The sequence below is a fragment of the Providencia sp. PROV114 genome, assembly GCF_032704305.1.
Classification (GTDB): domain Bacteria; phylum Pseudomonadota; class Gammaproteobacteria; order Enterobacterales; family Enterobacteriaceae; genus Providencia; species Providencia rettgeri.
This window is the reverse complement of the sequence record NZ_CP120528.1, coordinates 1,144,024-1,166,839: the sequence shown is the minus strand read 5'-3', so window position 1 is coordinate 1,166,839 and position 22,816 is coordinate 1,144,024. Positions and strand designations below refer to the sequence as shown.

Annotated in this window: 18 protein-coding genes and 1 pseudogene; 4 read left to right on the top strand and 15 right to left on the bottom strand. The window is 41.1% G+C overall.

Annotated elements, in window-relative coordinates; genetic code table 11:
• Positions 1–90: 90 nt before the first annotated feature.
• The 3 genes from P3L37_RS05005 to P3L37_RS04995 are packed head-to-tail and all read right to left on the bottom strand — an operon-like array spanning position 91 to position 3,529.
• Positions 91–867, bottom strand: a complete 777-nt coding sequence (locus P3L37_RS05005; RefSeq protein WP_004913603.1) for a DeoR/GlpR family DNA-binding transcription regulator — start codon at positions 865–867, stop codon at positions 91–93.
• Positions 868–902: 35 nt separating this feature from the next.
• Positions 903–2,132 (bottom strand): NAD(P)/FAD-dependent oxidoreductase, encoded by a 1,230-nt coding sequence (locus P3L37_RS05000; RefSeq protein ID WP_109912067.1) that lies wholly within the window; start codon positions 2,130–2,132, stop codon positions 903–905.
• Positions 2,129–3,529, bottom strand: a complete 1,401-nt coding sequence (locus tag P3L37_RS04995) for an NAD(P)/FAD-dependent oxidoreductase (protein ID WP_272667436.1) — start codon at positions 3,527–3,529, stop codon at positions 2,129–2,131. The genes P3L37_RS05000 and P3L37_RS04995 overlap by 4 nt, the downstream gene beginning before the upstream one ends.
• Before the next feature lie 241 nt (positions 3,530–3,770).
• Between P3L37_RS04995 and P3L37_RS04990 the strand changes: the two genes are divergently transcribed.
• Together P3L37_RS04990 and eutH are read left to right on the top strand one after the other, a co-directional pair.
• Entirely contained in the window at positions 3,771–5,210 is a 1,440-nt protein-coding gene (locus P3L37_RS04990; protein ID WP_110732206.1) for an FGGY family carbohydrate kinase, read from the top strand.
• Between the two features lie 22 nt (positions 5,211–5,232).
• The gene (gene eutH, locus P3L37_RS04985; protein WP_110732207.1) at positions 5,233–6,483 is read left to right on the top strand and encodes an ethanolamine utilization protein EutH; all 1,251 of its coding nucleotides are present in this window, start codon (positions 5,233–5,235) and stop codon (positions 6,481–6,483) included.
• A gap of 339 nt (positions 6,484–6,822) precedes the next feature.
• On the opposite strand, the gene P3L37_RS04980 is transcribed toward eutH, so the two are convergent.
• The 9 genes from P3L37_RS04980 to apt form a co-directional block, all read right to left on the bottom strand.
• The gene (locus P3L37_RS04980; RefSeq protein WP_004913614.1) at positions 6,823–8,136 is read right to left on the bottom strand and encodes an inosine/guanosine kinase; all 1,314 of its coding nucleotides are present in this window, start codon (positions 8,134–8,136) and stop codon (positions 6,823–6,825) included.
• Positions 8,137–8,242: 106 nt separating this feature from the next.
• A complete protein-coding gene (gene wzz(fepE), locus P3L37_RS04975) occupies positions 8,243–9,361 on the bottom strand; it encodes an LPS O-antigen length regulator Wzz(fepE) (RefSeq protein WP_004913617.1) in 1,119 nt (372 codons plus the stop codon).
• Positions 9,362–9,484: 123 nt separating this feature from the next.
• Complete coding sequence (hemH, locus tag P3L37_RS04970; RefSeq protein WP_004913620.1) at positions 9,485–10,450, bottom strand: ferrochelatase; 966 nt, start codon at positions 10,448–10,450, stop codon at positions 9,485–9,487.
• Between the two features lie 181 nt (positions 10,451–10,631).
• On the bottom strand, positions 10,632–11,276 hold the full coding sequence (adk, locus tag P3L37_RS04965; protein WP_004913624.1) for an adenylate kinase: 645 nt from the start codon (positions 11,274–11,276) through the stop codon (positions 10,632–10,634).
• A 192-nt stretch (positions 11,277–11,468) separates the two neighbouring features.
• Positions 11,469–13,337: a molecular chaperone HtpG gene (htpG, locus tag P3L37_RS04960; RefSeq protein ID WP_004913627.1), complete on the bottom strand. Its 1,869-nt coding sequence runs from the start codon at positions 13,335–13,337 to the stop codon at positions 11,469–11,471.
• Between the two features lie 493 nt (positions 13,338–13,830).
• Positions 13,831–14,430, bottom strand: coding sequence for a recombination mediator RecR (recR, locus tag P3L37_RS04955; protein ID WP_004913633.1), 600 nt, complete (start codon positions 14,428–14,430; stop codon positions 13,831–13,833).
• The gene (locus tag P3L37_RS04950) at positions 14,430–14,759 is read right to left on the bottom strand and encodes a YbaB/EbfC family nucleoid-associated protein (RefSeq protein WP_004260403.1); all 330 of its coding nucleotides are present in this window, start codon (positions 14,757–14,759) and stop codon (positions 14,430–14,432) included. Before P3L37_RS04950 ends, recR begins: the two co-directional genes overlap by 1 nt.
• A gap of 48 nt (positions 14,760–14,807) precedes the next feature.
• Positions 14,808–16,751: a DNA polymerase III subunit gamma/tau gene (dnaX, locus tag P3L37_RS04945; RefSeq protein ID WP_109912059.1), complete on the bottom strand. Its 1,944-nt coding sequence runs from the start codon at positions 16,749–16,751 to the stop codon at positions 14,808–14,810.
• Positions 16,752–16,863: 112 nt separating this feature from the next.
• On the bottom strand, positions 16,864–17,415 hold the full coding sequence (apt, locus tag P3L37_RS04940; protein WP_004913642.1) for an adenine phosphoribosyltransferase: 552 nt from the start codon (positions 17,413–17,415) through the stop codon (positions 16,864–16,866).
• 142 nt (positions 17,416–17,557) lie between these two features.
• On the opposite strand from apt, the gene priC reads away from it, so the two are divergent.
• The gene (gene priC / locus P3L37_RS04935) at positions 17,558–18,106 is read left to right on the top strand and encodes a primosomal replication protein PriC (protein WP_109912058.1); all 549 of its coding nucleotides are present in this window, start codon (positions 17,558–17,560) and stop codon (positions 18,104–18,106) included.
• A gap of 18 nt (positions 18,107–18,124) precedes the next feature.
• Positions 18,125–18,301: a pleiotropic regulatory protein RsmS gene (gene rsmS / locus P3L37_RS04930; protein WP_004913648.1), complete on the top strand. Its 177-nt coding sequence runs from the start codon at positions 18,125–18,127 to the stop codon at positions 18,299–18,301.
• A gap of 5 nt (positions 18,302–18,306) precedes the next feature.
• Here the strand turns inward: rsmS and mscK are convergent, their stop codons facing one another.
• From mscK to acrR, 3 genes and pseudogenes are all read right to left on the bottom strand, one after another.
• Positions 18,307–21,684 carry a mechanosensitive channel MscK gene (gene mscK, locus P3L37_RS04925; RefSeq protein ID WP_109912057.1) on the bottom strand — a complete coding sequence of 1,126 codons (3,378 nt, stop codon included), beginning with the start codon at positions 21,682–21,684 and terminating at the stop codon, positions 18,307–18,309.
• A 106-nt stretch (positions 21,685–21,790) separates the two neighbouring features.
• Positions 21,791–22,144 carry a DsrE/DsrF/TusD sulfur relay family protein gene (locus tag P3L37_RS04920; RefSeq protein ID WP_004913652.1) on the bottom strand — a complete coding sequence of 118 codons (354 nt, stop codon included), beginning with the start codon at positions 22,142–22,144 and terminating at the stop codon, positions 21,791–21,793.
• 12 nt (positions 22,145–22,156) lie between these two features.
• Positions 22,157–22,806, bottom strand: a pseudogene (gene acrR, locus P3L37_RS04915) (multidrug efflux transporter transcriptional repressor AcrR).
• Positions 22,807–22,816: the final 10 nt, after the last annotated feature.

Genomic DNA, 22,816 nt, shown 5'->3' with positions numbered 1-22,816 from the left:
ATTTTCGATGAACATTTTTTAGTTAAAGCAACCCCATGAAAAATAATTAATTATTTTCCACAGGGAGTGTTTAATTTATAGAATTAAAACTTATTCAACGTCCGCAACAATAATTTTCGTTTTAGGATGTTTTTTACTTTCAGGTAATTTAAATTCTTTGCTGGTTGTCACTAAATAATCAATATTGTCCCAACTTGTCACAAAATTAATCGCATGTTTATTCGCTTTCGTGCCATCCGCTAACACCATTAATTTATCGCTGTTTTCCATCATCTTTTGTGCGATTGCCGCTTCGTCGACGTGCTGATCCATCACGCCATGCAATGCGTGTATCGCCCCTGCCCCAATGACTGCATAATCAGCAAAAAACTCAGCAATATTTTTTAGTGCAATAGCCCCTAAGCACGCATTTTGCGCTGCGTTAAATTGCCCTCCAATCAAAATCGTTTCGATAGTTGAGTTTTCTTGTAACGTATTTGCCAATAACGGCGAATTTGTAATAACGGTTAAGTTATCAATCAATTTGATTCTTTGGCTAAATTCAAAGGTGGTTGTGCCAAAATCAATAAACAATGTGTCTCCAGGTTTAATCAGCTCAGCCGCTTTCGCCGCAATCGCTTTTTTCTCATCAACCGCGGCTTGTGCTCTTTCCGTAAAATTACGCTCAAATTTTGATTGAATATTGACAGCCCCACCATGGACTTTTTTCAGTAACTTCTGTGTTTCAAGCTTACTAAGGTCACGACGGATGGTTTCTTGCGCGACATTAAAATGTTTAGCAAGCTCCTGTACGTAAACCTGCCCTTGAGTAGAAAGCAGCTCAATGATGGTTTGATGACGTACTTTTGAGGAACGTCCCTCACACATAGTTTAATCCTTCTTAACCATTTAACTTTCCAGCACTATACAACAGTGATACTAATTTCAGTAGCTTCCTGCTGTATTTTTGTTAAATCAATGTTTTTCAGTAAAATACGTCGTGTTGGTAAACAGCGATGGCGTTTTTCATATAACAGGGTATCCCCTGCCATAACACGAATAGTTCCGTTCACTGGCTGTTCAACTTTGATATTAAAATCAATTTGTCGCACTGATAAATTATCCATATCAATACACGCTGGAACACTAAAACAAATTTTCTCATTAACTTGTACAGGAATACGCTGGGTAACTTTGACATGTTGTTGGTGATGATTTGCTAATAAATCGTCTGCAATATATCCGCCAGTTATAAGACCTTCTTGGTAACATTGGTCACCCATATCGGCTGGATGCAACATATTGCCAGCGGCATAGTAGCGAGTATCAGAGCAACGCCCATATTGGTCTGTTACCGGTTTTCCTGTCGCCGCATCAAAGCTCAAATGGCTTTTACGGATTAGCGTATTTTCACCCACAAATTGCCCCGTAAAAATGACCGAATCACACATGATTTTGTGGCTTTTACCTTTCGTTTCAACAACCACATATTCCACACGATCTAAGCCACCAATTTCAGTAATTTTACTATTTAAATAAACGGGGGTTCCCATCGCTTTAGCAAATAAAGTCGCGGGTTTAAAAGCTAAAATCCGCTCACCACTTTCAATCATCGCTTGGGCTTTAACGCCTGCGTTTTTTAGTGTCCATAGCGCAGAAAAACTCACTAATTCACTGCCTACAATCACGGGATTACGGCAAGGCTTCTTGCCATTTAAATAAACAAATTGCTGTAATGCCCCTGCGGTTAAAATTCCTTGTGGCCGCAAGCCTGAAACTAAGCGCGGATGGCGAGGTGTTTCTCTTACCCCTGTCGCTATCAAAACCCGTTTAGCTTGCATTTCAACAAGACCTTCTGGTGTTGAAACGGTTAATTTCCCATTAGGTTGTAACGCAGTCACCGTGCTACGGGTAAAAATCGGGGTATCTCCCAATTGATTAACAATTTTTTCAGCAAATTGGTTGCCTTTCATCGGCCGTTTAAAAGCTAAAATGCCAAAAGTTGGGTGCTGGCAGTGGCGTGGAACGCCACCAGCATGGGCTTCACGCTCAATGATGGCGATATTTTGTATACCACGACGACGTAGTGCCTGTGCCGCAGCGACACCTGTAGGGCCCGAGCCAATGATAATAACATCATAATTTACACTCATTTTACGGCCTCCACTGCCAATGTGTGGTCGAAGCGACCATTAATAATTTCAGCCACCTGACTACTACAATAAAACCCATTACAACGCCCCATCATCACTCGCGTTCTGCGGCGTAAAGCCCCTAAACACTCTGGAGGAATATCCGAATCAAATGCGGCTTCAATCTCCCGCTGGGTCACTAATTCACAATGGCAGACAATACCGCCATTGCTTTTGCATTGGTAATCCCGTTGATGATATTCAGAAATCATTGGCATAGTTGGCCAAATCAGTACTTCTGGTGGTGATAGCTCAAAAAGCGGTGTGAAATTCTCTTGGTACAATTTACCAAGATAGCTTGCCACCCCTAAGGCTGAAGTTAAACCTGTGGAACGAATTCCCCCTGCACATATCCACTGTTTTTCTGGATAGTCATTAATGCGGTAATATTTTTCTTCTGTAGCAGGGCGTAACCCCGCATAGGTTGCGGTCACACTGTAATTGTGCAATGAAGGTAACATGCGAGAACCTTGGGCAATTAAGTCCTCAAGCACTTCTTGTTTTACCTCTGCTTTCCAGCGGTCATCTTGTTCTTCCGCTGTAGGGCCAAGCAAGAGGTTGCCGAAGATGGTTTTCGATAGCAATACACCTTTTGTGATAGCAGTCGGCACTGGTAGGATAATCGCATTGATATCCGCTGCTGCCGCTTTGTCATAAACAAGAAATTGCCCTTTACGTGGCTTTATTTGGAACGGTGATGGGTGGCAAATTGATTCGACAATATCCCCATTAATTCCTGCACAATTAATGACTAAACGGGCAGAAAACTCACCTTTTGATGTGGTTAAATGCCATAGTCCATCATGGAGTGTTCCACCATTAACCTCACAATGAAAGTGGTACTCAGCCCCATGCTTCACTGCTTGGGTTAAATACGAAAGTGGCGTACTCCATGGGTCAATAACCGCTTCACCTGGCACAGAAACAGCTGCAAGTGCCCCTGGTGCTAAATGGGGTTCTCTGCGATATAGCTCTTCTTTATCAATAATTGCCACATCTAATACGTTGTTAGTATGTGCTTGTTCTACTATCGCCGGTAATTTACTGAGTTGCTCATCATTCCATGCAACCACTAATGCCCCCGTTTCAAGAAGAGGTAAATTCATTTTTTCTCTGATTGCAATGAATTCACGATACCCTTCTTGCATGCACTCAAGTTCTAGACCCCCTGGTGTGGCGTCAAAACCTGTGTGTAATAGCGCACTATTTGCCTTACTTGCTCCCGAAAGGATGTCACCTCCACGTTCAAGTAACAACGTGTTGGCACCCATCAGTGTGAATTTACGTGTCACAGCACAGCCAATGACACCACCGCCGATGACAATGACATCCCAAATTTTTTTATTATTAATATCCATGGCTGAGATCCTTAACTTAAAACTTGCACACATAAAACCACATAATTCCCACAATCACAATAATTAAAACAACACAAAGCACAGCAATAACCAAAAACTTACTCACATTGTTACTTTATTGTGATTTTTGTCACATTAGTGAAACTTACTGTGAGTTTTTTGTGGATTTTATTTCCGATTAAACGATAGTAAGCAAAAAAACAGACCTATTTACAACATTTATAACACTGGGAATACTGTGATGCTCAATCAACGTTATGCGGCTATCGATCAGGGAACAACGGGAACCCGGGTCGTTGTCTTTGAAGAAGGCGGCCATTACCACTCCCCTATGAGTATTCCTCATAAACAAATCACGCTGAATAGTGGTTGGGTTGAACATGACCCAGAGGAAATACTGGCAAACATCATTAAATGCTTACATAGCTGCGAAGTCGTTGATGCTATTGGGCTTTGTCACCAAGGTGAAAGCATTGTCGCATGGGATGCGGATAGCAAGCGCCCTTTATACAACGCAATTGTTTGGCAAGACTTACGGACAGAAAAAACCATCTCAATGCTCAAGGAAGCAGGGTTAGAGCCGCTGGTACAGTCTAAATCAGGCTTACCTCTCGACCCTTATTTTTCCGCCAGCAAAATGGGCTGGATTATTAACAATGTTGTCGGTGCGAAAACATTAGCGGATAAAAATAAATTACGCATCGGTACGATGGATGCTTTTTTTCTCGACCGGTTATGTGGCGTATTTGTCACCGACTATAACTCGGCATCTCGAACTTCATTACTCAATATTCATACGCTAGAGTGGGATCAAGAACTATGTGACATTTTTGGTGTTCCCATCCATTGCTTGCCGCCTATTAAAGATAACATTGGTGACTTTGGCGCAATAAATCTTGATGGGCACCTCACCCCAGTCACCGCCATTATTGTTGACCAATTTGCTGGCACATTCGGCCATGGTTGCCGTGAGAAAGGTGATGCCAAAATCACCTTCGGTACCGGCGCGTTCTTGCAAGCACTAACTGGCACTGATATTCCACAAACTCATGACAGCGGTTTATTGCCCACACTCTGTTGGAAGTTTCCCAATCAACCTCCTGTATTTGGTTTAGATGGCGGCGTCTACAACGCAGCATCTGCCATCAATTGGGCTCGCAAAATCGGTTTATTTGACTCATTCGATGAACTCGGGGATTTCAGAGCTGAATCCGCTATTAAACGCGGCCTAGCCTTTGTCCCTGCATTATCCGGTTTAGGATGTCCATATTGGGATCGCAGTGCTGCAGGCCTTTGGGCGGGTCTTTCATTAGATACCGACAAAAAAGACATGATGCAATCGGTTTTGGAAGGCATAGCCGCACGTTCCGCTGAAGTTATTTTTGCAATGGAAAAAATTTCACCACTAGGCCAGTCAATCTCAGTCGATGGAGGGCTCTCTTCAAATCAATATTTTAAGCAATTTTTAGCCAATTTATTACAAAAAAACATTGAAGCACCAGCAAACCGTGAAGTAACTGCACTAGGCGCCGCCTTGTTAGCTCGCAAAGGTCTCGGGATCACTCATGAAATGGCGGTAAGACGCAATGCAACTGTGACACATCCTGATGGAACGAATATGCAAGGTGTGATGGAACAATATCGCGACATCATTGCCCGTTCTCGCCAATTAAGACACTAAAATAATAAAAGGAAACCCTACCATGGCTGAATTCGGAAATTACATTATTTATTTAATTATGTGTGGCGCCATTATTGGTGCTGTCGCATCCATTGTTAGACCCGCCAGCGAGCTTGGAAAAGAGTTTGTTAATGGGATCTTTTCTATTGGTCCCGTATTTCTCGCTCAAGCCGGGATCATGGCTGCTGTTCCGCTACTCTCGCAATTAATCTCTTACATTCTTGGACCCGTCTTTTCCTCTGTCGGCTCAGACGTTTCTATTGCAGCCTTATCGATTATTGCCGTTGATATGGGCGGCTACCAACTTGCCGATGCACTAACGACTAATCGAGATATGTGGATCACCGCAATGTTGATCGGTTATACCTCTGGAGCCACTATTGTTTACCTGATCCCTGTAGGGTTAACAATGTTAAATCGTAAAGATCATAAATACCTTGCACTTGGTGCGATGGCAGGGTTGATCTCCATACCATTTGGTGTATTGGCTTCGCTGCTATTAATTACCTTCAATAATATTCCTGTAAGGGACATTATTTCTACGAACTCACCAGCGGCACATCAATTAACCTTAGATTTCTTTACCATGTTGCAATACCTGATGCCGTTGTTTGTATTCTGTTTTTTATTAGCCGCAGGGCTAAAATATCGCCCGATGTTAATGGTAACGGGCTTCCTGATTTTTGGTAAAATTATGGATGCATTCGTCAAATTAGTCTTAGCATTTTCCATTGTTGAACACTTTACTGGTGTATTCACCAAAGTTTTCGGCGCATGGGGCTTTGACCCACTGTTTGCTGACCAAAATGAACTATTCCGTGCCATCGAAATTGCGGGTTATATCGGTATCATGTTAGCGGGCACATTCCCCATTTGTTATCTGTTCCAACGCTACTGCAAGCCTTTAGTCCGTGCATTAAGTAACCGTTTAAAACTGAGTGATACAGGTTCTTTAGGTTTTATTATGGTTATGGCAAACATTATCGCTACTTATCATTTATTCAAAGAAATGCGAGCGAGGGATAAGGTATTATGTGTGGCATTTGGTGTTTGCGCACAAGCGACCATCGGTGATCATCTTGCCTTCACGGCCAACTTTCAACCTACTCTCGTTTTACCTATTTTACTGGGCAAACTAGTAGGCGGCTTCTTAGCGGTATTTATTGCGATTAAAATCTCAGTACCACAGGCGATGCGTTATGAAGCTGAAGATGCAAAAGCAGCTGAAATAGTTAAAGAAGAAAGTGAGCTCACTGTTGCTAAACAACATTAATTAGCATTAACCATACTTATTTATTTAAAAATAATTAGCTGTATGCCAAATATGAATACTCCTAAAGTAGCATACAGCTTTTATTTATTAGTCTGAAATTAACTCAAACTCTCATCCATTATTAATATTACACTCACCATATGGATATCTATATTAGTCATCATTAAGCATTACATTATTTATAGATATATAATTTGAAGGTAAAAAAATCACCTCAATTAATAAAATTTAGTGACAACAATTCATCAGAATAATTGTTCGAAAAAAAGCACCTCAATAACAATTATATTGAAGTGCCTTAAAATTGACATCATTAATTCAAATGAGAATTATTTCGCTTTAACGTTCCCAATAAGACTCTTCTAAACTATCTTCTTTTTCAGGTAAGCCACGACTCAAACGAGGTGAATGCTGAGTTAATACTTGATAACTCACACGGTTAGCATATTTGCATACTTGAGCTAAAGAGGAATATGTTAAGTATTGGCGTTCATGTTTACTGGAATTCGGTACATTTGAACGATGGTAAGAATTGGCAGTAATATCGTGAAGTAATGCCGATAACGCCCCATCTCCCGCCCCATTCGTGTTCATTATTTTTTCAGGCCCGCCCATATAAGGCTCAATATGAGAGAAAATACGTAATGGAACTTGGCAATCTTGTTGGCGCATTGCTCGGCTAAATTCATATAAGTTAAATTCTGCAATCGCACCCGGTAATAGTGGGTGCTGCGTCGTACGTTTATAAGCGTCTTCAGTGTAGCCGGCCATATATAGGCCTGATGGGCCCGCTGTACATAAAACTAAATCGACCCAGTCTAATGCCATATTAGAGGCGAGTAATGGGTCGCTCAGCCCTGTCAGTTCCTGCGCTTCGTCCTCATTCATTGCAACGACTGAAATATGTTCCGCTAAGAAATCACGCCAGAATTGAGGGTCTTGAGCGATGACAAATTTTGTTCCAAGCGTCAACACAACGGGAACATTGTGCTTTTTCGCATACGCAATAGCCTGCATAGTCGCATCAGGCATGGTTTCTCCGGGTTTACAACGGACTAAATAAGCCGTTAAAACCAACGCAGAAGCACCCGCAATGATATCCTCTGGAATACTATTTGGGTGCAAGCGATTCATATGGCCAGGGCTGATAGCAAAAGTTCGCTCGCCATTTTCAGTGATCAAGGTAAAACAGCGCCCAATAGGCCCATCCACACCTTGTAGAAAATTTAAATCCATGCGGCTTGAGGTATGGCACAGGTAGCGATATGCATAGCTACCAATTTGGATGTTATTACACATTGTGCCCAATAAAACAGACCTGTCATCCGCTAATACCGAATAATTGTGCAAGGTATTGCCAATCGTTCCACCTGCAAATTCATGAGTAATCAATGCATTATCTGTGAGCTCTTTATACAAAGCTTCGGCGGCATCATCTTCAATAACCAGTGAATGCCCCTTACTCAACTGGTAGCGCTGAATAAAGTCGTCATCCACTTTCGCTTCAATATCGACTAATGTTTGGTCGATACCAACGATATAGGACTTACAATTCTCATCATCTGCCAAGGTTTCTTTTAAAGGCTGTAATAAAGGATCTCTGAGACTAACAGGAAAATAGTGTTTTGATTTGCGCTGACCGGGGAATTTCATAATTAGAAGATTAACAATGGAACATCGCCCTATTCTAACACGATAAAATAAAGCCAGCACCTGCAAAGAAGGCACTGGCTTCATTGTTTGTCATTTGGCGGTAATTTTACTGATTTTGATATTTATAATCGCGATAAAGCTCCCGACTTAACACAAATGCACAGCTCAAAATTAAACCTAATATGGCGCTCAACGCAACAATTAACGCTGATTTAGGCGAATCTTTATGCAATGGTAAGTCTGGCGTTAAAATAAATTTAACTGGCGTAAAATCTAACTCTTTACTGGTTAACTCTTGTAAATCATCAATATAAATCTTACGGTTTTGTAGGTTTTCGCTCATCAATGCTAAATCACGATTTTGAGTTTCAATCAGTAATTTTTTCTCTAAAGCTTCAGTCCCTAACGCAATAGGGTAATCAGGGTCATCATTGATAGCAACAGATTCGCTGGCGATCGGTTTTTCAATTCCAGCGGCTTTTGCAATATCAACAGCTCGTTTAAGCCTTTCAACCTTAACATCGTATTCAGTTTGAATTTTGCTGACTTCGCGTTTTAGTGACTCACTGGCATAAATAAGTTTCTCTGAAATCATATTATCGATTTCAACTTTTAGCTGTTGCCTTACTTTCGATGCACTATAACGAATATAGCCTTCTAGTAAATCTTGGGCTTCAGTTGGCAACGGAGCAGTGAAGCTTAAAACAATATCATTTGAAGTACTGTTTTTTTCTTTTGACAGATCTTGAATTTTAATATCATTTGAAATGATTGAATTCACTAGCCTTTGCTGAGCGATAACATCATCTTTTGGGTCAATTTTCTCTGCAAGGTTATGATAATACTCAGTACTTCTCACATAACTTTCTTGATTAACTTTCGAACGATATTGGTCAATAAACGCAGTAAAAACACGTTGAGCACTTAGATCAACAGGAACATCTAATACATCCAATTGCGCTTTAAATGCATTAACTTCTTTGAGCTCTTCAGATGCGGGGGGAATAACAATAGCAGTACTGCTCCATTTTTGAGGTAATAGTTTAACAACACCAACACTCACCGCAATACAAACAATCGTAAATATAAGAATCAAAAATTTATGTTTTAACAAAATGGAAAACAAGGCCATTAAATCAATCTCATCGTTTTGTTGTATATGAAATTGATGAGCAGAAGACGGCTTCTGCTCTATATTACCTTGTGGGGGCTGCTTATTGCTCATATTAATTCCAAAAGACATAACATTTATTCAATCATTTATAATTTCAGATAAGTGATTATAGTCCATAATGAGCCTATTGATATATCGATAAGCAAACTTTTCTTCATTAATTTGCTGAATTAGTTATTTTAGTACATCTTGAATTATTGAATTAATCATATGAATGCTATTTGGATTATCATTTAAAGCCGGTATGTAATTATATTTATCACCGCCACTACTCATAAAAAATTCTTTATTTTGTTCGCTAATTTCTTCTAATGTTTCTAGGCAATCAACTGAAAACCCTGGACAAATGACCTGAACGGATTTTACGCCTTGGGAGGGTAATTCATGCATAGTTTTATCCATGTAAGGCATCAACCAAGGCTCACGTCCAAAACGTGACTGATAGGTGAGCATGACTTTATCGCTTGGGTAATTCAACGCCTCACGGAGTGCCTCTGCCGTTTTTTCGCACTCTTGCTGGTAAATATCACCTGTATCGCAATAACGCTGTGGAATGCCATGGAACGACAATATTAGCCTATCGGGTTCACCATGCAGGGCAAAGCTTGCTTCTATCGAGGCCACTAAAGCTTGAATATAAGCAGGATGTGTCGCATAGCTACGAATGAATTGCACGCTTGGAATGGTACGTCTACTTTCAAACGCTCGGGTTAATGCATCATAAACCGCTGCAGTTGTCGTGCAGGAATACTGTGGATACAGTGGAAGAACCACTAAGTCGGTAACACCTTGGTCTAGCAAACTATCTACCGCACTTTTAATTGAAGGCGAACCATAGCTCATGCCTATCTCTACAGCAATATTAGGCAATAACTCTGCTAACTTTTGTTTTTGACGCAAAGAATAAACCAGTAATGGTGAGCCACCTTCTAACCAAATAGACTTATATAACTTCGCCACTTTAGAAGAGCGAAGAGGCAAAATCGCCCCATGTAAAATCGGCTTCCAAATCAAGCGCGGTACATCAATAACGCGTTTATCACTAAGAAATTCGGCTAAATAGCGTTTCACTGCTGAGGTTGTTGGGGCATCAGGGGTTCCTAAGTTTGCTAACAAAATGCCGTATTTTTTTTCTGACATGAAACAACTCCTAATTGATAATTATTCCCAACTTTAGCACAGTTAATTAACGATTTTTGTCACCAAGTGGTATAAAAAAGAAAGGCAGCGATCATCGCTGCCTCCATATAATACCTTATACTTAAAATAATTCGAATTGCAGTTACAATTACTGCAACACAAAGCATAGTTAGTACAAATATTAACCTAAAATTTTCGCCAGTTCTTCACTAACTTCAGACACTTTACGTGTACCATCTAATTTGAAGTACTTGGTGTTCCCTTGTTTAGCTTCATTTTGGTAATACGCAATTAAAGGTGCAGTTAATGCATGATATTCAACCAGACGCTTACGCACGGTGTCTTCTTGGTCATCTTTACGGATGGTTAGTTCTTCACCTGTTACATCGTCTTTGCCTTCAACCTTTGGTGGGTTAAAGTTGATGTGATAAACACGGCCTGATGGTGCATGTACACGACGGCCAATAATACGCTCAACAATGATTTCGTCTGGTACATCAAACTCCAGTACATTATCAACAGTGATGCCCGCTTCTTTCATCGCATCCGCTTGTGGGATTGTACGAGGGAACCCATCCAACAAGAAGCCATTGCGGCAGTCATCTTGTTTGATACGCTCTTTAACTAATGCGATAACTAATTCATCAGTAACTAATTTACCGTTATCCATCAGCTCTTTAGCTTGTAAGCCGAGTTCGCTCCCTGATTTAACAGCGGCACGTAACATGTCACCTGTTGAAATTTGAGGGATCCCAAACTTTTCCATAATAAATTGAGCTTGAGTGCCCTTACCAGCGCCTGGAGCGCCAAGCAGAATGATACGCATTGCGTAAACCCCTTGCTATTTAGATTTTTATAATTTGAAAAGAAAACAAGCTACCATACCATTAGCATGCTGCTTTACTCAAGAACACACGTAAACGATTTCGCATTTATCTTTTTTCGCAAAAGAAAAAAACCACGCTAAAGCACAAGCAAAAGCGTGGTTTATGCTCAATATCGAAAATATCAAATTAAATTACTTTAAAAGTAATTCATTGATTTTACGTATAAATAGGTTTGGATCTTCCAATGTGCCACGTTCGGCTAACAGTGCTTGATCCAACAAGACATCCACCCAATCAGCAAACACGGATTCATCTGACACTTCTGCAGCTTTTTTCACCAATGGATGCGTTGGGTTCAATTCGAAGTTATATTTTACTTCTGGTGCGGCTTGCCCAGCTGCTGCAAACAGTTTCGCCATTTGTGTACTCATTTCATCCACGTCTGTTGTGACAATGGCAGGCGTATCCGTTAAGCGATGCGTGAGTTTAACGTCTTTAACGCGCTCACCAAGGAATGACTTAACGCGTTCAACAAATGGCTCTAATTGCTTATCCGCTTCCTCTTGTTCTGCTTTGTTTTCATCCGCTAGCTTATCTAATGACTCGTCTGCTTTACTTACGGATTGGAATTGTTTACCGTCGAATTCAGACAGATAGTTCATCATCCATTCGTCAATACGGTCAGATAACAGCAAGACTTCAATACCTTTTTTACGGAATAACTCAAGGTGTGGGCTACCTTTTGCCGCTGCATAGCTGTCTGCAGTGATATAGTAAATTTTATCTTGGCCTTCAACCATGCGGCTAACATACTCTTCTAGAGAGACGTTCTGTACACTGCTATCGGTATGAGTCGTCGCAAAACGCAGAAGTTTAGCAATAGTTTCGCTATTTGCCATATCCTCTGCAGGACCTTCTTTCATCACTAAACCAAATTGTTGCCAGAAAGTTTGGTATTTTTCTGCGTCAGATTTGGCCAGTTTTTCCAACATTTGCAGAACACGTTTGGTTAATGCGCTGCGTAAACTACGAGTTAATGCGCTATCTTGCAGTATTTCCCGCGAAACGTTCAACGGTAAATCATTGGAATCCAGCACCCCACGAATAAAGCGCAGGTAATTCGGCATGAACTGTTCCGCGTCATCCATAATAAATACGCGTTGAACATAGAGTTTCAAACCATGCTGTTGGTCACGATTCCATAGATCAAACGGGGCTTTAGACGGCACATACAGCAAGCTAGTATATTCTTGCTTACCTTCTACGCGGTTATGTGTCCATGTCAGCGGGTCTGCATAGTCATGGGAGATATGTTTATAGAATTCTGCGTATTCTTCGTCTGAAATTTCAGATTTACTGCGAGTCCATAATGCTTTCGCTTGGTTAATTTTTTCCCAAGTTACCGTACCGTCTTCTTCATTTTTTTCTTCGATTTCAACGGGTAAAGCAATATGATCAGAATATTTGCTAATCACTGAGCGTAGGCGCCAGTTATCGAGATATTCTTTTTCATCATCACGTAAATGCAAGGTAATTTCAGTGCCGCGCTCCGCTTTTTCAATATCAGCGATGGTATATTCACCTTCACCAGCAGATTCCCAGAACACACCTTCATCGGCAGGAGCACCCGCCGCACGACTACGTACCGTCACTTTATCGGCCACTATAAATGCGGAATAGAAGCCGACACCAAATTGACCAATCATTTGGCTGTCTTTGACTTGGTCGCTACCTAATGACTCTAAAAATGCTTTCGTGCCTGATTTTGCGATAGTTCCAAGGTTTTCAATCACCTCTTCACGGCTCATACCGATACCGTTATCACTGATGGTCAATGTACCTTGGTCTTTATCGGCACTAATACGCACACGCAACTCACCATCGTTTTCATACAATTCTGGTTTAGATAATGCTCGAAAACGCAGTTTATCTGCTGCATCTGATGCGTTGGAGATCAATTCACGTAAGAAAATCTCTTTATTCGAATAAAGAGAGTGGATCATTAATTGGAGGAGTTGTTTAACTTCTGATTGGAAACCACGCGTTTCCTGTCCTTTCATACTCATTAATCGCCTCTATTTCATCAATCTAATTGGATAGGTTTGACTTATCGATGCAGATTAGTTGGGGGCGAAAAACAGAAATTCAAGCGAAAGGGATAAAAAATTTAGCAGACCAAACTCAAAAGCCAATGATTAGAAAGAAAATAATAACAACCGCAATCATTTTAAAGGTAGTTAATGAAAGGAATAATTTTACTCATCTCCAATCATATCCTCTAAATAATTTGTGCTGTAGCTAGGCGTCAAATACGTTAATTCCTAGGAGCATACTAGTATGAGAACCAAGTCACCGAGCCCAGCCCCCTACGGCTCAAATTAGTAACTGAATTCTGTAGGGGGATTTTAGAAAAACGAAATCAATATCATCCTCTAAATAATTTGTGCTGTAGCTAGGCGTCAAATACGTTAATCCCTAGGAGCATACACCAGTATGTGACTAGGGTTAACGCATGAAGACAACAACGCTACAGTGCAAAGTATGACGAGGATATCAAAGTTTAAGGCGGCCGGAGAGCGAATGAGACAACGTCGTACTATCGACTAACTCTAACTCCCCACCCACTGGCACACCGTGCGCAATTCGGCTCGCCGCCACCCCATATTGAGCACACATTTGCCCAATATAGTTTGCCGTCGCTTCTCCTTCAACCGTTGGATTGGTTGCTAAAATCACTTCAGTGATAGTCTCGGACGCCAAACGCTCTTCGAGTCTATCAAGGCCGATATCCATTGGGCCGATTCCATCAAGTGGGGACAAATGCCCCATAAGGACAAAATAACGCCCGGAAAATTGCCCGGTTTGTTCTATTGCATAGATATCTGCTGGACTTTCAACAATACAAATCAAACCATTTTGTTGACGACGTGGGTTATCGCAAATATTACAGATATCTTGTTCTGTAAATGTTCTGCAATCACGGCAATGACCTATTTCAGACATGGCTCGAGTGAGCGATTGCGCTAAACGCATTCCCCCACTTCGGTCACGCTGTAAAAGATGAAAAGCCATTCGCTGCGCTGACTTGGGGCCAACCCCCGGGAGACAGCGCAGAGCTTCCATCAACGATTCAAGAAGCGGACTTGTTTGCATTAGAATGGCATCTTAAAGCCTGGTGGTAATTGCATACCACTAGAAACACTCGCCATTTTTTCTTTTTGAGTTTCTTCGATACGACGTGCAGCATCATTAAATGCCGCTGCAATCAAATCTTCTAACATTTCTTTGTCGTCTTCGAGCAAGCTAGGGTCAATCTCAACACGGCGGCAGTTATGTGAGCCATTAATCGTCACTTTAACTAACCCTGCACCAGATTCGCCTGTAGCTTCTAGTTGAGCGATTTCTTCCTGAACTTTTTGCATTTTATCTTGCATTTGTTGGGCCTGTTTCATCAGGTTACCCAATCCACCTTTACCAAACATAGTTATCTCTCACAACTGAGGCTACAGCTTAATAATGAGACTGTAGCGTTAAACGGGGCGAATACTCTCTTCATCTAATTGCGCATCAAACATTGAGCGCAGTTTTTGAATCGTTTTATCCGCAATAATAGACTGGCGCGCTTGTGCCAGTTTTTCTTCATAAATCGCCTGTCGCCATTCTAACGGGGTTTTCACCTCGCTATTATCATCATGAACGATTTTCAGTTCAACAGTACGACCATATTGTTCACTCAGAGCTTCTTCCAACACTTTGTGGGCCGATGGTTTATCGAGGTGCTTCTGAGCTGAGCGCAAATGTAAAATAATTTGCGAATCACTTAATTCTTCTATATATGAATTCAAAGCTAATTGTTCAACCAGTTTGGGAATATTTAATTTTGCGATTTTCCCTGACCAGCTATCCCGAATTCGCCCTTCTTCAATAATTTTAACGGCTAATTCAGGCGTTTTTTCATATTCCAACGCCTCTTTGATTCCGCTTGGCGTTGTTACCGCTTCTTTTGGAGCCATCGACTCTTCATTTTGCGGTTTCCACTGGTACTGCTTTGGTTTTTGTGGTTTTGCTGCCTGAGCCGCTCTATTTTCCACATTTTGTTGATGTTTGCTGGTCACGGCGGCCAGCCTTTCCAGTGCTGATGCCGCCGGCTTAGCCCTTTCAGGCATCACCGGTTTAGCCTTTTTTGGGCTAGGATCCTCACTTTGGGGAGATTGTAACGCCTGCCTCGCCTTCAATAACTGTAATGTTGGGCTATTGTCTGGCAGATTTTCCGCTCGCACTTGTGTCGGAGGCACCCTTTGCGACATATTTAATGCCGCAGACGGTGCTGATTGAACAGCGGCTTGCGGGATAACCTGTGGCGGAGCTTCAATTTCAGCAATCACATTTTTAGGATGAAAAGCTAATGCACGTAATAGTGCCATTTCAACCCCCATACGCCGCTCAGGGGCATAGGGAAGTTCTTTTCTTCCGACTAATAACGTTTGGTAAAACAATTGGAGATCTGCAGGGGAAATTACCCTTGCAACCTGCCGTAACCGCCCCTCTGTCGAAGATGGGTCTGTTTCTTGCTCAGCTGGAAGCAGTTGGATCATTGCGATACGGTGTAATTGCGACAGAATTTCCACCAGCAAGTTTTCCCAATCTGCACCGCGACTAGCAGCTTGCTCTACCTGTTCCATTACCGCCATGCTATCGGCACGTACTAGTGCTTCAATAATAGCTAATGGCTGTTCGTCATCAAGAGTTCCTAGCATTTGGCTAACGATATCAGCCGTGACTTTCCCTTGCCCCATCGCAATGGCTTGGTCAGTTAAGCTTAATGCATCACGCAAACTGCCATCCGCTGCTCTTGCTATCAACTGACGAGCACGTTGATCATGTTCAATATTTTCTGCATTCAGGATGAGTTCAAGTTGCTCACTGATTTGCGTGACATCTAACGCTTTTAGATGGAACTGCAAGCAGCGGGACAAAATGGTCACAGGGAGTTTTTGCGGATCAGTCGTCGCCAACAAAAACTTCACATGTTCAGGTGGTTCTTCAAGCGTTTTTAATAACGCATTAAAACTATGACGAGACAACATGTGTACTTCGTCAATTAAATAAACTTTGAAGCGCCCACGTGCTGGCGCGTATTGGACATTGTCTAATAATTCACGAGTGTCTTCGACTTTAGTACGAGAGGCTGCGTCAATTTCAATTAAATCGACAAATCGCCCTTGCTCTATTTCAAGGCAGTTGGCACATTGCCCACAAGGCGATGCAGTTATCCCTGTTTCGCAATTAAGGCCTTTGGCAAACAGGCGAGCAATCGTCGTTTTTCCTACGCCACGTGTACCGGAGAAAAGATAGGCATGATGAAGCCGCTGATGCGTTAGCCCATTAGCGAGTGCAGTCAAAACGTGCTGTTGACCAACAACGTCTGAAAATTTTTTGGGGCGCCACTTACGGGCAAGTACCTGATAGCTCATGGATTCCACTGTCATTTAACATGGTACGTGAATATATATAATCATAGTACCATGCTACCACAGCCTCAACCTATACAGCGAGGCAGTGATAAAAATAGAGGGAAAATAAAGATTAGTGGCCTGGGAACTCAACAAGGCTATATGAAGAAACACCTTCTTTTTGTAGACGCTCAACACCGCCAAGATCAGGTAAGCTGATGATAAACGCAGCTTCAACAACATTAGCACCAAGCTGTTTGATCATTTTCACCGTTGCTTCCACTGTACCACCTGTCGCGAGTAGATCATCAACAACTAAGACGTTATCGTCAGGGTTGATGCTGTCTTTATGGATTTCAAGTGTATCCGTACCATATTCAAGGTCGTAAGTCATACTTAATACTTCACGTGGTAATTTCCCTTTTTTACGTACAGGGACAAAACCTACGCCTAAACGTAATGCGACTGGAGCACCGAATAGAAAACCACGTGCTTCAGTTCCTACAATTTTAGTGACGCCTTTATTTTGATAATGTTCGACTAACATATCAATTGTTGCTTGGTATGCAGCAGGGTTATTTAATAAAGTGGTAATGTCACGAAAAATCACACCTTCGATTGGATAATCTTGGATAGATGCGATACTTTCTTTAATCAATTGCAGTTGTTGCTCTTTAGCGGTCATAATAAAAGCCATGTAGTAAACACGAAAGTGTAGAATCTATGTAAAGTACCATAAAAATGCAATAAGAAGCCGTCAATTTGGCATCAGTTTTGTTGCTGAATATCAATATTCCGCTATTTTTGACACTTAATGAGAACAAAAAATGAAAATCCCCGCTCTTTTAGATGCGTTAAAAAAGCAGATTGATGAATTGAAAACTCGAGTGGACCCCATAAAAGACCTTGAGTTTTCACATTCACGCTTCGACATGCAATTGTTTAGCCGCAAATCCACCCGTCTAGGGGATTGCCAAAATGAATTACAGACCTTGTATCAGCAATTGTGCCACAGCGTAACGTTAAACCACAGCGAGCAGGTCAATTTCCTAACGGAGAAAATAGTCCACCAAATACAAGCCATTTCTCGGGAGATTTCTACACAAGCTTTACGTGAGAAAGAATCCAGTTTTACTAAGAAAAAGGAACAGATTGATTTATATGAACGTTTATCACAACACCAAGACTATGAACGACGCTTACAAGCGATGGTGAGTGAAAAAGAGCTTCATTTAAGTGAGCTAACTGACCACCGTCTTCAACACCAGTGCCAAAAAGAACTCGCTGTACTTGCAGGGCGTTTGTACCGTTGCCGCCAAGCACTTTTGCGTATTGAGAAAGCCATTGAACATCAAGAAAATCAATATTTTGATTAAATATTGGAAGGAATCAGTATGAGTTCACTCAAAGATGCTCCACAAGAAATCCAACTTGCTGTTGATTTAATCTACTTATTAGAAACCTCTGAGATAGACACCGATGTGGTTCTCAAAGCACTTGAAATTGTGAAAAATGATTATATGTCAAAACAAGTGCAAGCAGCACAAGCTACCTGCACCAAAGAAACTTAACGGGTCTAGTGCGTTTCACCATCACTATCTTTAGGTCTTCGCTTCACTTCTTGCACTTCATCACCTTTATTATTATGCAAATGAACCTCTAACTGGTTGAATGCAATATCAATGTCATTTTCTCGACATAATTTGTCTATCGCGCGGTTCACTTCATCACTTGTCACGCCACGGTCACCAATTTGCCGCACATAAAAACGTAATTCATGGTCTAACGTACTGGCGCCAAAACTGGTGAAATAAACATTGGGAGCGGGTTCGGTCATCACCTTGTTATTGCTGGTTGCTGCCGATAATAAAACCCGCTTCACTTTATCCAGATCTGAACCATAAGCCACGCCGATCGCAATCGTGATGCGCGTGACGGTGTCTGATAGCGACCAGTTGATCAACCGCTCAGTCACAAAAGCTTTATTCGGAATGATCACTTCTTTACGATCAAAATCGACAATAGTGGTTGCCCGGATACGAATTTTACTTACCGTTCCTGAGTAGGTGCCAATCGTAACAGTGTCTCCAATACGGATCGGCCGTTCGAATAGTAAAATGATCCCTGAGACAAAGTTGGCAAAAATTTCCTGTAAGCCAAACCCTAACCCGACGGTTAAAGCAGCGGCTAACCATTGCAATTTGTTCCATGTCACGCCAATCATCCCTAACGAGGCAATCGCGCCAATCCCCACGATAATATAAGTTAATATTGTCGTAATAGCATAAGTAGAACCCTGACGGAGTTTTAACCGTGATAACACCAATACTTCCAGTAACCCAGGGAGATTTCGAGTCATCACCCAAGACACAATGATGATCACAAGAGCCAATATTAAATTCGCTAAGGTTACGAATTGTAAAATATTTCCCCCTTCTGCCGATGTGGCGGTGTAGCTCCACAAGTTCACGCTATCTAAGAAAGAGAAAATGGTGATAAAGTCAGACCAAATTGCATAAAACGCTAACGCAAAGATAATAAACAACACCATCGTTGTCAGGCGTAGCGATTGCTGGCTAATCAACTCGATGGTCATGGGTGGCTCTTTAATGGGTTCGTTTTCAACATCTTCTTGCTTCAACATCGCACGACGTTCTATAGCACGTTGATATGCCAACTTACGAGCCACCAGTGTTAGTCCCCTTAAGCAAGCATTGTAAGTGATATACCACAGGAGTAGAAGATAGAGGCTATCTAACCAACGATTGGCCAAACGCAATGTGGTGTAGTAATACCCCGCCATCATTAAGCCCACTAAAATTAATGGCGAAAATGTCAGTAATGTCATGACAATACTGCGCGTTAAGTGACTACCTTTCTCTTGCCAAACCTGTTTACAAAATGGGATTGTAAAAATACACAACAGTATAAGAGAAACTAGCACAATTAATTGGCCAATCACGTCCTCAGACACTTTCAGTGGGTTGCTAACGCCATAAGTGGAAAAGAAAATAAGTGGCACCAGAGGAATCGATAGCCTAATCATTCTACGTCGTGTTTGAGATATTTTCTCTTTTTCAATACCAAAATGTTTTTGTGCAATACCTTGGGGTTTCAACACACGAAACGTCAGCTCAAATAACGCCCAAAATATCGCTAACTGTTGGCTGAACTGCCAGAAAAATGGGCCTTGTACATTCCCTGTTTTCAAAAACCAGTAACCAAATGCGAGTAAAAACAGTGAAATAGGCAATGTTTGCATTAATGTCAGCAGAATCGCAAATGGCGTACTTAGTACGCTATCATTGCGCAAACTTGAAAGCCGTTGGTCAATATCTTGCAATCGGTTATTAATTTTACGATTAAACCAAATAAACAGTAGCGCGACCAAAACAAGTGGAATAACCACTAACAGTGAATTACTCACGCCCCGTTTAATGCTGCGGTTTGATAAACTAAAATCAAAGCTATTAATTTGTGTCGCTGCGGCTTCAGGAAAAGCTTTCACCCATTCCAAATCAATCGGTTTATTACTATTCACCCAAAATATTTGCTGTGCCAAGGTATTTTCAAGCGACCCCACTACACTCAATAATTGGTTTTGATCCAGTTGTAGGTTGATTGCTTGCGAAATTTGCCCGCCAAGCTGCTGGTTAAGTTCATCTAATAACCCACGACGAACTTCCAATAGTTTCAATAACGTGGATTTATCTTCCGTTGATAATAATGTGCTATTGGTAAGCTCATCCCCAGTTTTTATCTCAAATTGCTGTTCCAACTTCGTAATATAATCATTAGGTTGGTAAAGTTCATCACGTTGTTGGTTAACATCAAATTGTTCAAGCCGCAAATCGGCGATCGTTGTGGGTAAATTTTTCGTTAGAATATCAGGTGGTAAGTCAATTTGTTGTTGAAACAAAATTCGTGAAAGCAATAAGCTACCGCGTAATACATTAATTTGTTCTTTTAAATTTCGTTCTGACTGTGTCGCTCTTTCAAGCCAGGTTTTTACACGGATACCATTTTGAACCAATTTATTGCTATTTTCTGTCACTGTAATTAACCGGTCGCTCAGCGCATTATTAATCGCAATTTCTTTTTGAATAAGGGGATTTTGTTGAGCTTTGATATCGGTTTCAGAAGTACTTAATGCTTCACGCACCGTTGATTGGGAGTCATTTAGGCGGCGATGACTAATAGCATTTTGTACTTGCTGAATATGATGTTCCAATTGTTCAATATATGCTGCGGTATAATCACGCTGTTTTTGCAGTACATCTTGTAATTGAGTGTTAGCCTCTAGAATACGTTTTTGATATTCATTTTGCTGCTGTAATAAGTACTGTTCAACTTGCAGCATTGTGATTTGAGTCGGCCTTAAATTCACAGATTCATTTAATGAACTATTTAGCTCATTACGAATTTCCTGCAATCGTCTCGCATTTTCCAACATCATCGCTTGTGCCCTTTCAGGCTGCGTTTGTAAGCCAATTAATTGGCTACTATAGGTTGCGAGGTCATTTTGTTCTGTTTGCAGATTTTCTAAGTAAGAGGTTTGTAATGCTTTTAATTGTGAAAGAGAGCTATCTTGTATTTTTCGTAGGAAATTTTCGGTGAGTTGTTCATTTTCATTTTTTATTTGCAACAAACCTTGTGCAGCTTGTTTTGATTCTTCACTCGCGCTACTGAGTTTTTTTTGCAGATCAGCCGTTCGTTGTTCGAGTTTATCCAGTTCGTCATAAAAATCTGAGGTTTTTTCCAGATCGGCGAGAACAAGTTTATCTTCCTCACTGAGTGAGTTTTTTTTATTCAATGCATTGAGTGCACTTTTAATTTCATTCTTATCAGGTAAGTTATTTGACGTTAGTGCCGTAATTGAGCTGGAAAAAGATGCGATGAAAAAGAACAGTATGATTGATACTAACTGCTGCCACTTCCATTGTTGTTTCATCATAATGGCATTCCTTTATACGAATAATACGTTGCTTAATTAAACAAAGTGCCGATAACAGCCTATCAGCACCTAATTTTACCTAACCAAACACATTTTACGTAGAATATTAGAAAGTTAATACTTTATCAGCCGTTAATGTCCAGCTTGCAAGCTCGACCAATGTACCAACTTCAACACCATCAGCAAGGGTTAATTCACTCACACCACGGGCATCTGTACAAGTTTTGCATAATTTAACGGGAACATTTTGTGCCGTTAAAATCTCTAACATTTGTTGAAGGTTGTAGCCTTCTTTAGGCTTTTGAGCCGCTAAACCTGCTGTCACTGCATCTGACATCAGAAAAATTTTTAAATCTAACTGTGGCTCTTGCTCTTTTAACGTTATCGCTAATCGCAATGAGTTGAACAATGTTTCACTGCCGTAAGGTGCTCCATTGGCAATAATCAAGATAGAGGTCATGTCGGACTCCACTTATTCAGTTTGAATGGGTTTTAACCGGATCGCGGTATTACATTTTAGTGTTTCTAATAGTGTATCAACCAATGTAATTGTATGTTGATTAATATTAAAATTTTCTGATTGGAGTAGCCAGTTTTCTAACAAACCAGACATTAATGAACGGATCATAATCGCGGCACACTCCACATCAAGGTCTGCTGGAAGCTGCCCCGCATCAATACAGGCAGTCAAGTTATCCACAATTCGGCATTGGCTTGCGACGTAATTAGCGCGTTTAAAATCAACTAACTCTGCCATTTCGCCAACTAATTCGCACTTCAAAAAGAAAATTTCCATCAAAGCGCGGTTTTTAGGGCTTTCAATAAAATCAGTCAAAATATAAACTAATAATTCTCTTAGTATTGAAAGTGGATCGTTGGTATATTTAGAACGATAATATTCTTCGGCTTGTACTATTTGGTTATCACCAAATTCACAAGCTTGATAAAAGAGATCAACTTTGTTTTTGAAATGCCAATATATTGCACCTCGGGTAACCCCCGCTGCTTTTGCAATATCGGCTAATGATGTGGCAGAAACTCCTCGTTCAGAGAATGTTTTGATGCAGCATCTAATATTTCCTGACGGGTTTCTTCAGCCTGTTGTTTAGTTTTTCGTGCCATTGTGACCCGT

Coding starts and splice junctions, on each gene's coding strand:
- P3L37_RS05005 (WP_004913603.1), bottom strand. CDS start 867: ATGTGTGAGGGACGTTCCTCAAAAGTACGTCATCAAACCATCATTGAG.
- P3L37_RS05000 (WP_109912067.1), bottom strand. CDS start 2,132: ATGAGTGTAAATTATGATGTTATTATCATTGGCTCGGGCCCTACAGGT.
- P3L37_RS04995 (WP_272667436.1), bottom strand. CDS start 3,529: ATGGATATTAATAATAAAAAAATTTGGGATGTCATTGTCATCGGCGGT.
- P3L37_RS04990 (WP_110732206.1), top strand. CDS start 3,771: ATGCTCAATCAACGTTATGCGGCTATCGATCAGGGAACAACGGGAACC.
- eutH (WP_110732207.1), top strand. CDS start 5,233: ATGGCTGAATTCGGAAATTACATTATTTATTTAATTATGTGTGGCGCC.
- P3L37_RS04980 (WP_004913614.1), bottom strand. CDS start 8,136: ATGAAATTCCCCGGTCAGCGCAAATCAAAACACTATTTTCCTGTTAGT.
- hemH (WP_004913620.1), bottom strand. CDS start 10,450: ATGTCAGAAAAAAAATACGGCATTTTGTTAGCAAACTTAGGAACCCCT.
- adk (WP_004913624.1), bottom strand. CDS start 11,276: ATGCGTATCATTCTGCTTGGCGCTCCAGGCGCTGGTAAGGGCACTCAA.
- htpG (WP_004913627.1), bottom strand. CDS start 13,337: ATGAAAGGACAGGAAACGCGTGGTTTCCAATCAGAAGTTAAACAACTC.
- recR (WP_004913633.1), bottom strand. CDS start 14,430: ATGCAAACAAGTCCGCTTCTTGAATCGTTGATGGAAGCTCTGCGCTGT.
- P3L37_RS04950 (WP_004260403.1), bottom strand. CDS start 14,759: ATGTTTGGTAAAGGTGGATTGGGTAACCTGATGAAACAGGCCCAACAA.
- dnaX (WP_109912059.1), bottom strand. CDS start 16,751: ATGAGCTATCAGGTACTTGCCCGTAAGTGGCGCCCCAAAAAATTTTCA.
- apt (WP_004913642.1), bottom strand. CDS start 17,415: ATGACCGCTAAAGAGCAACAACTGCAATTGATTAAAGAAAGTATCGCA.
- priC (WP_109912058.1), top strand. CDS start 17,558: ATGAAAATCCCCGCTCTTTTAGATGCGTTAAAAAAGCAGATTGATGAA.
- rsmS (WP_004913648.1), top strand. CDS start 18,125: ATGAGTTCACTCAAAGATGCTCCACAAGAAATCCAACTTGCTGTTGAT.
- mscK (WP_109912057.1), bottom strand. CDS start 21,684: ATGATGAAACAACAATGGAAGTGGCAGCAGTTAGTATCAATCATACTG.
- P3L37_RS04920 (WP_004913652.1), bottom strand. CDS start 22,144: ATGACCTCTATCTTGATTATTGCCAATGGAGCACCTTACGGCAGTGAA.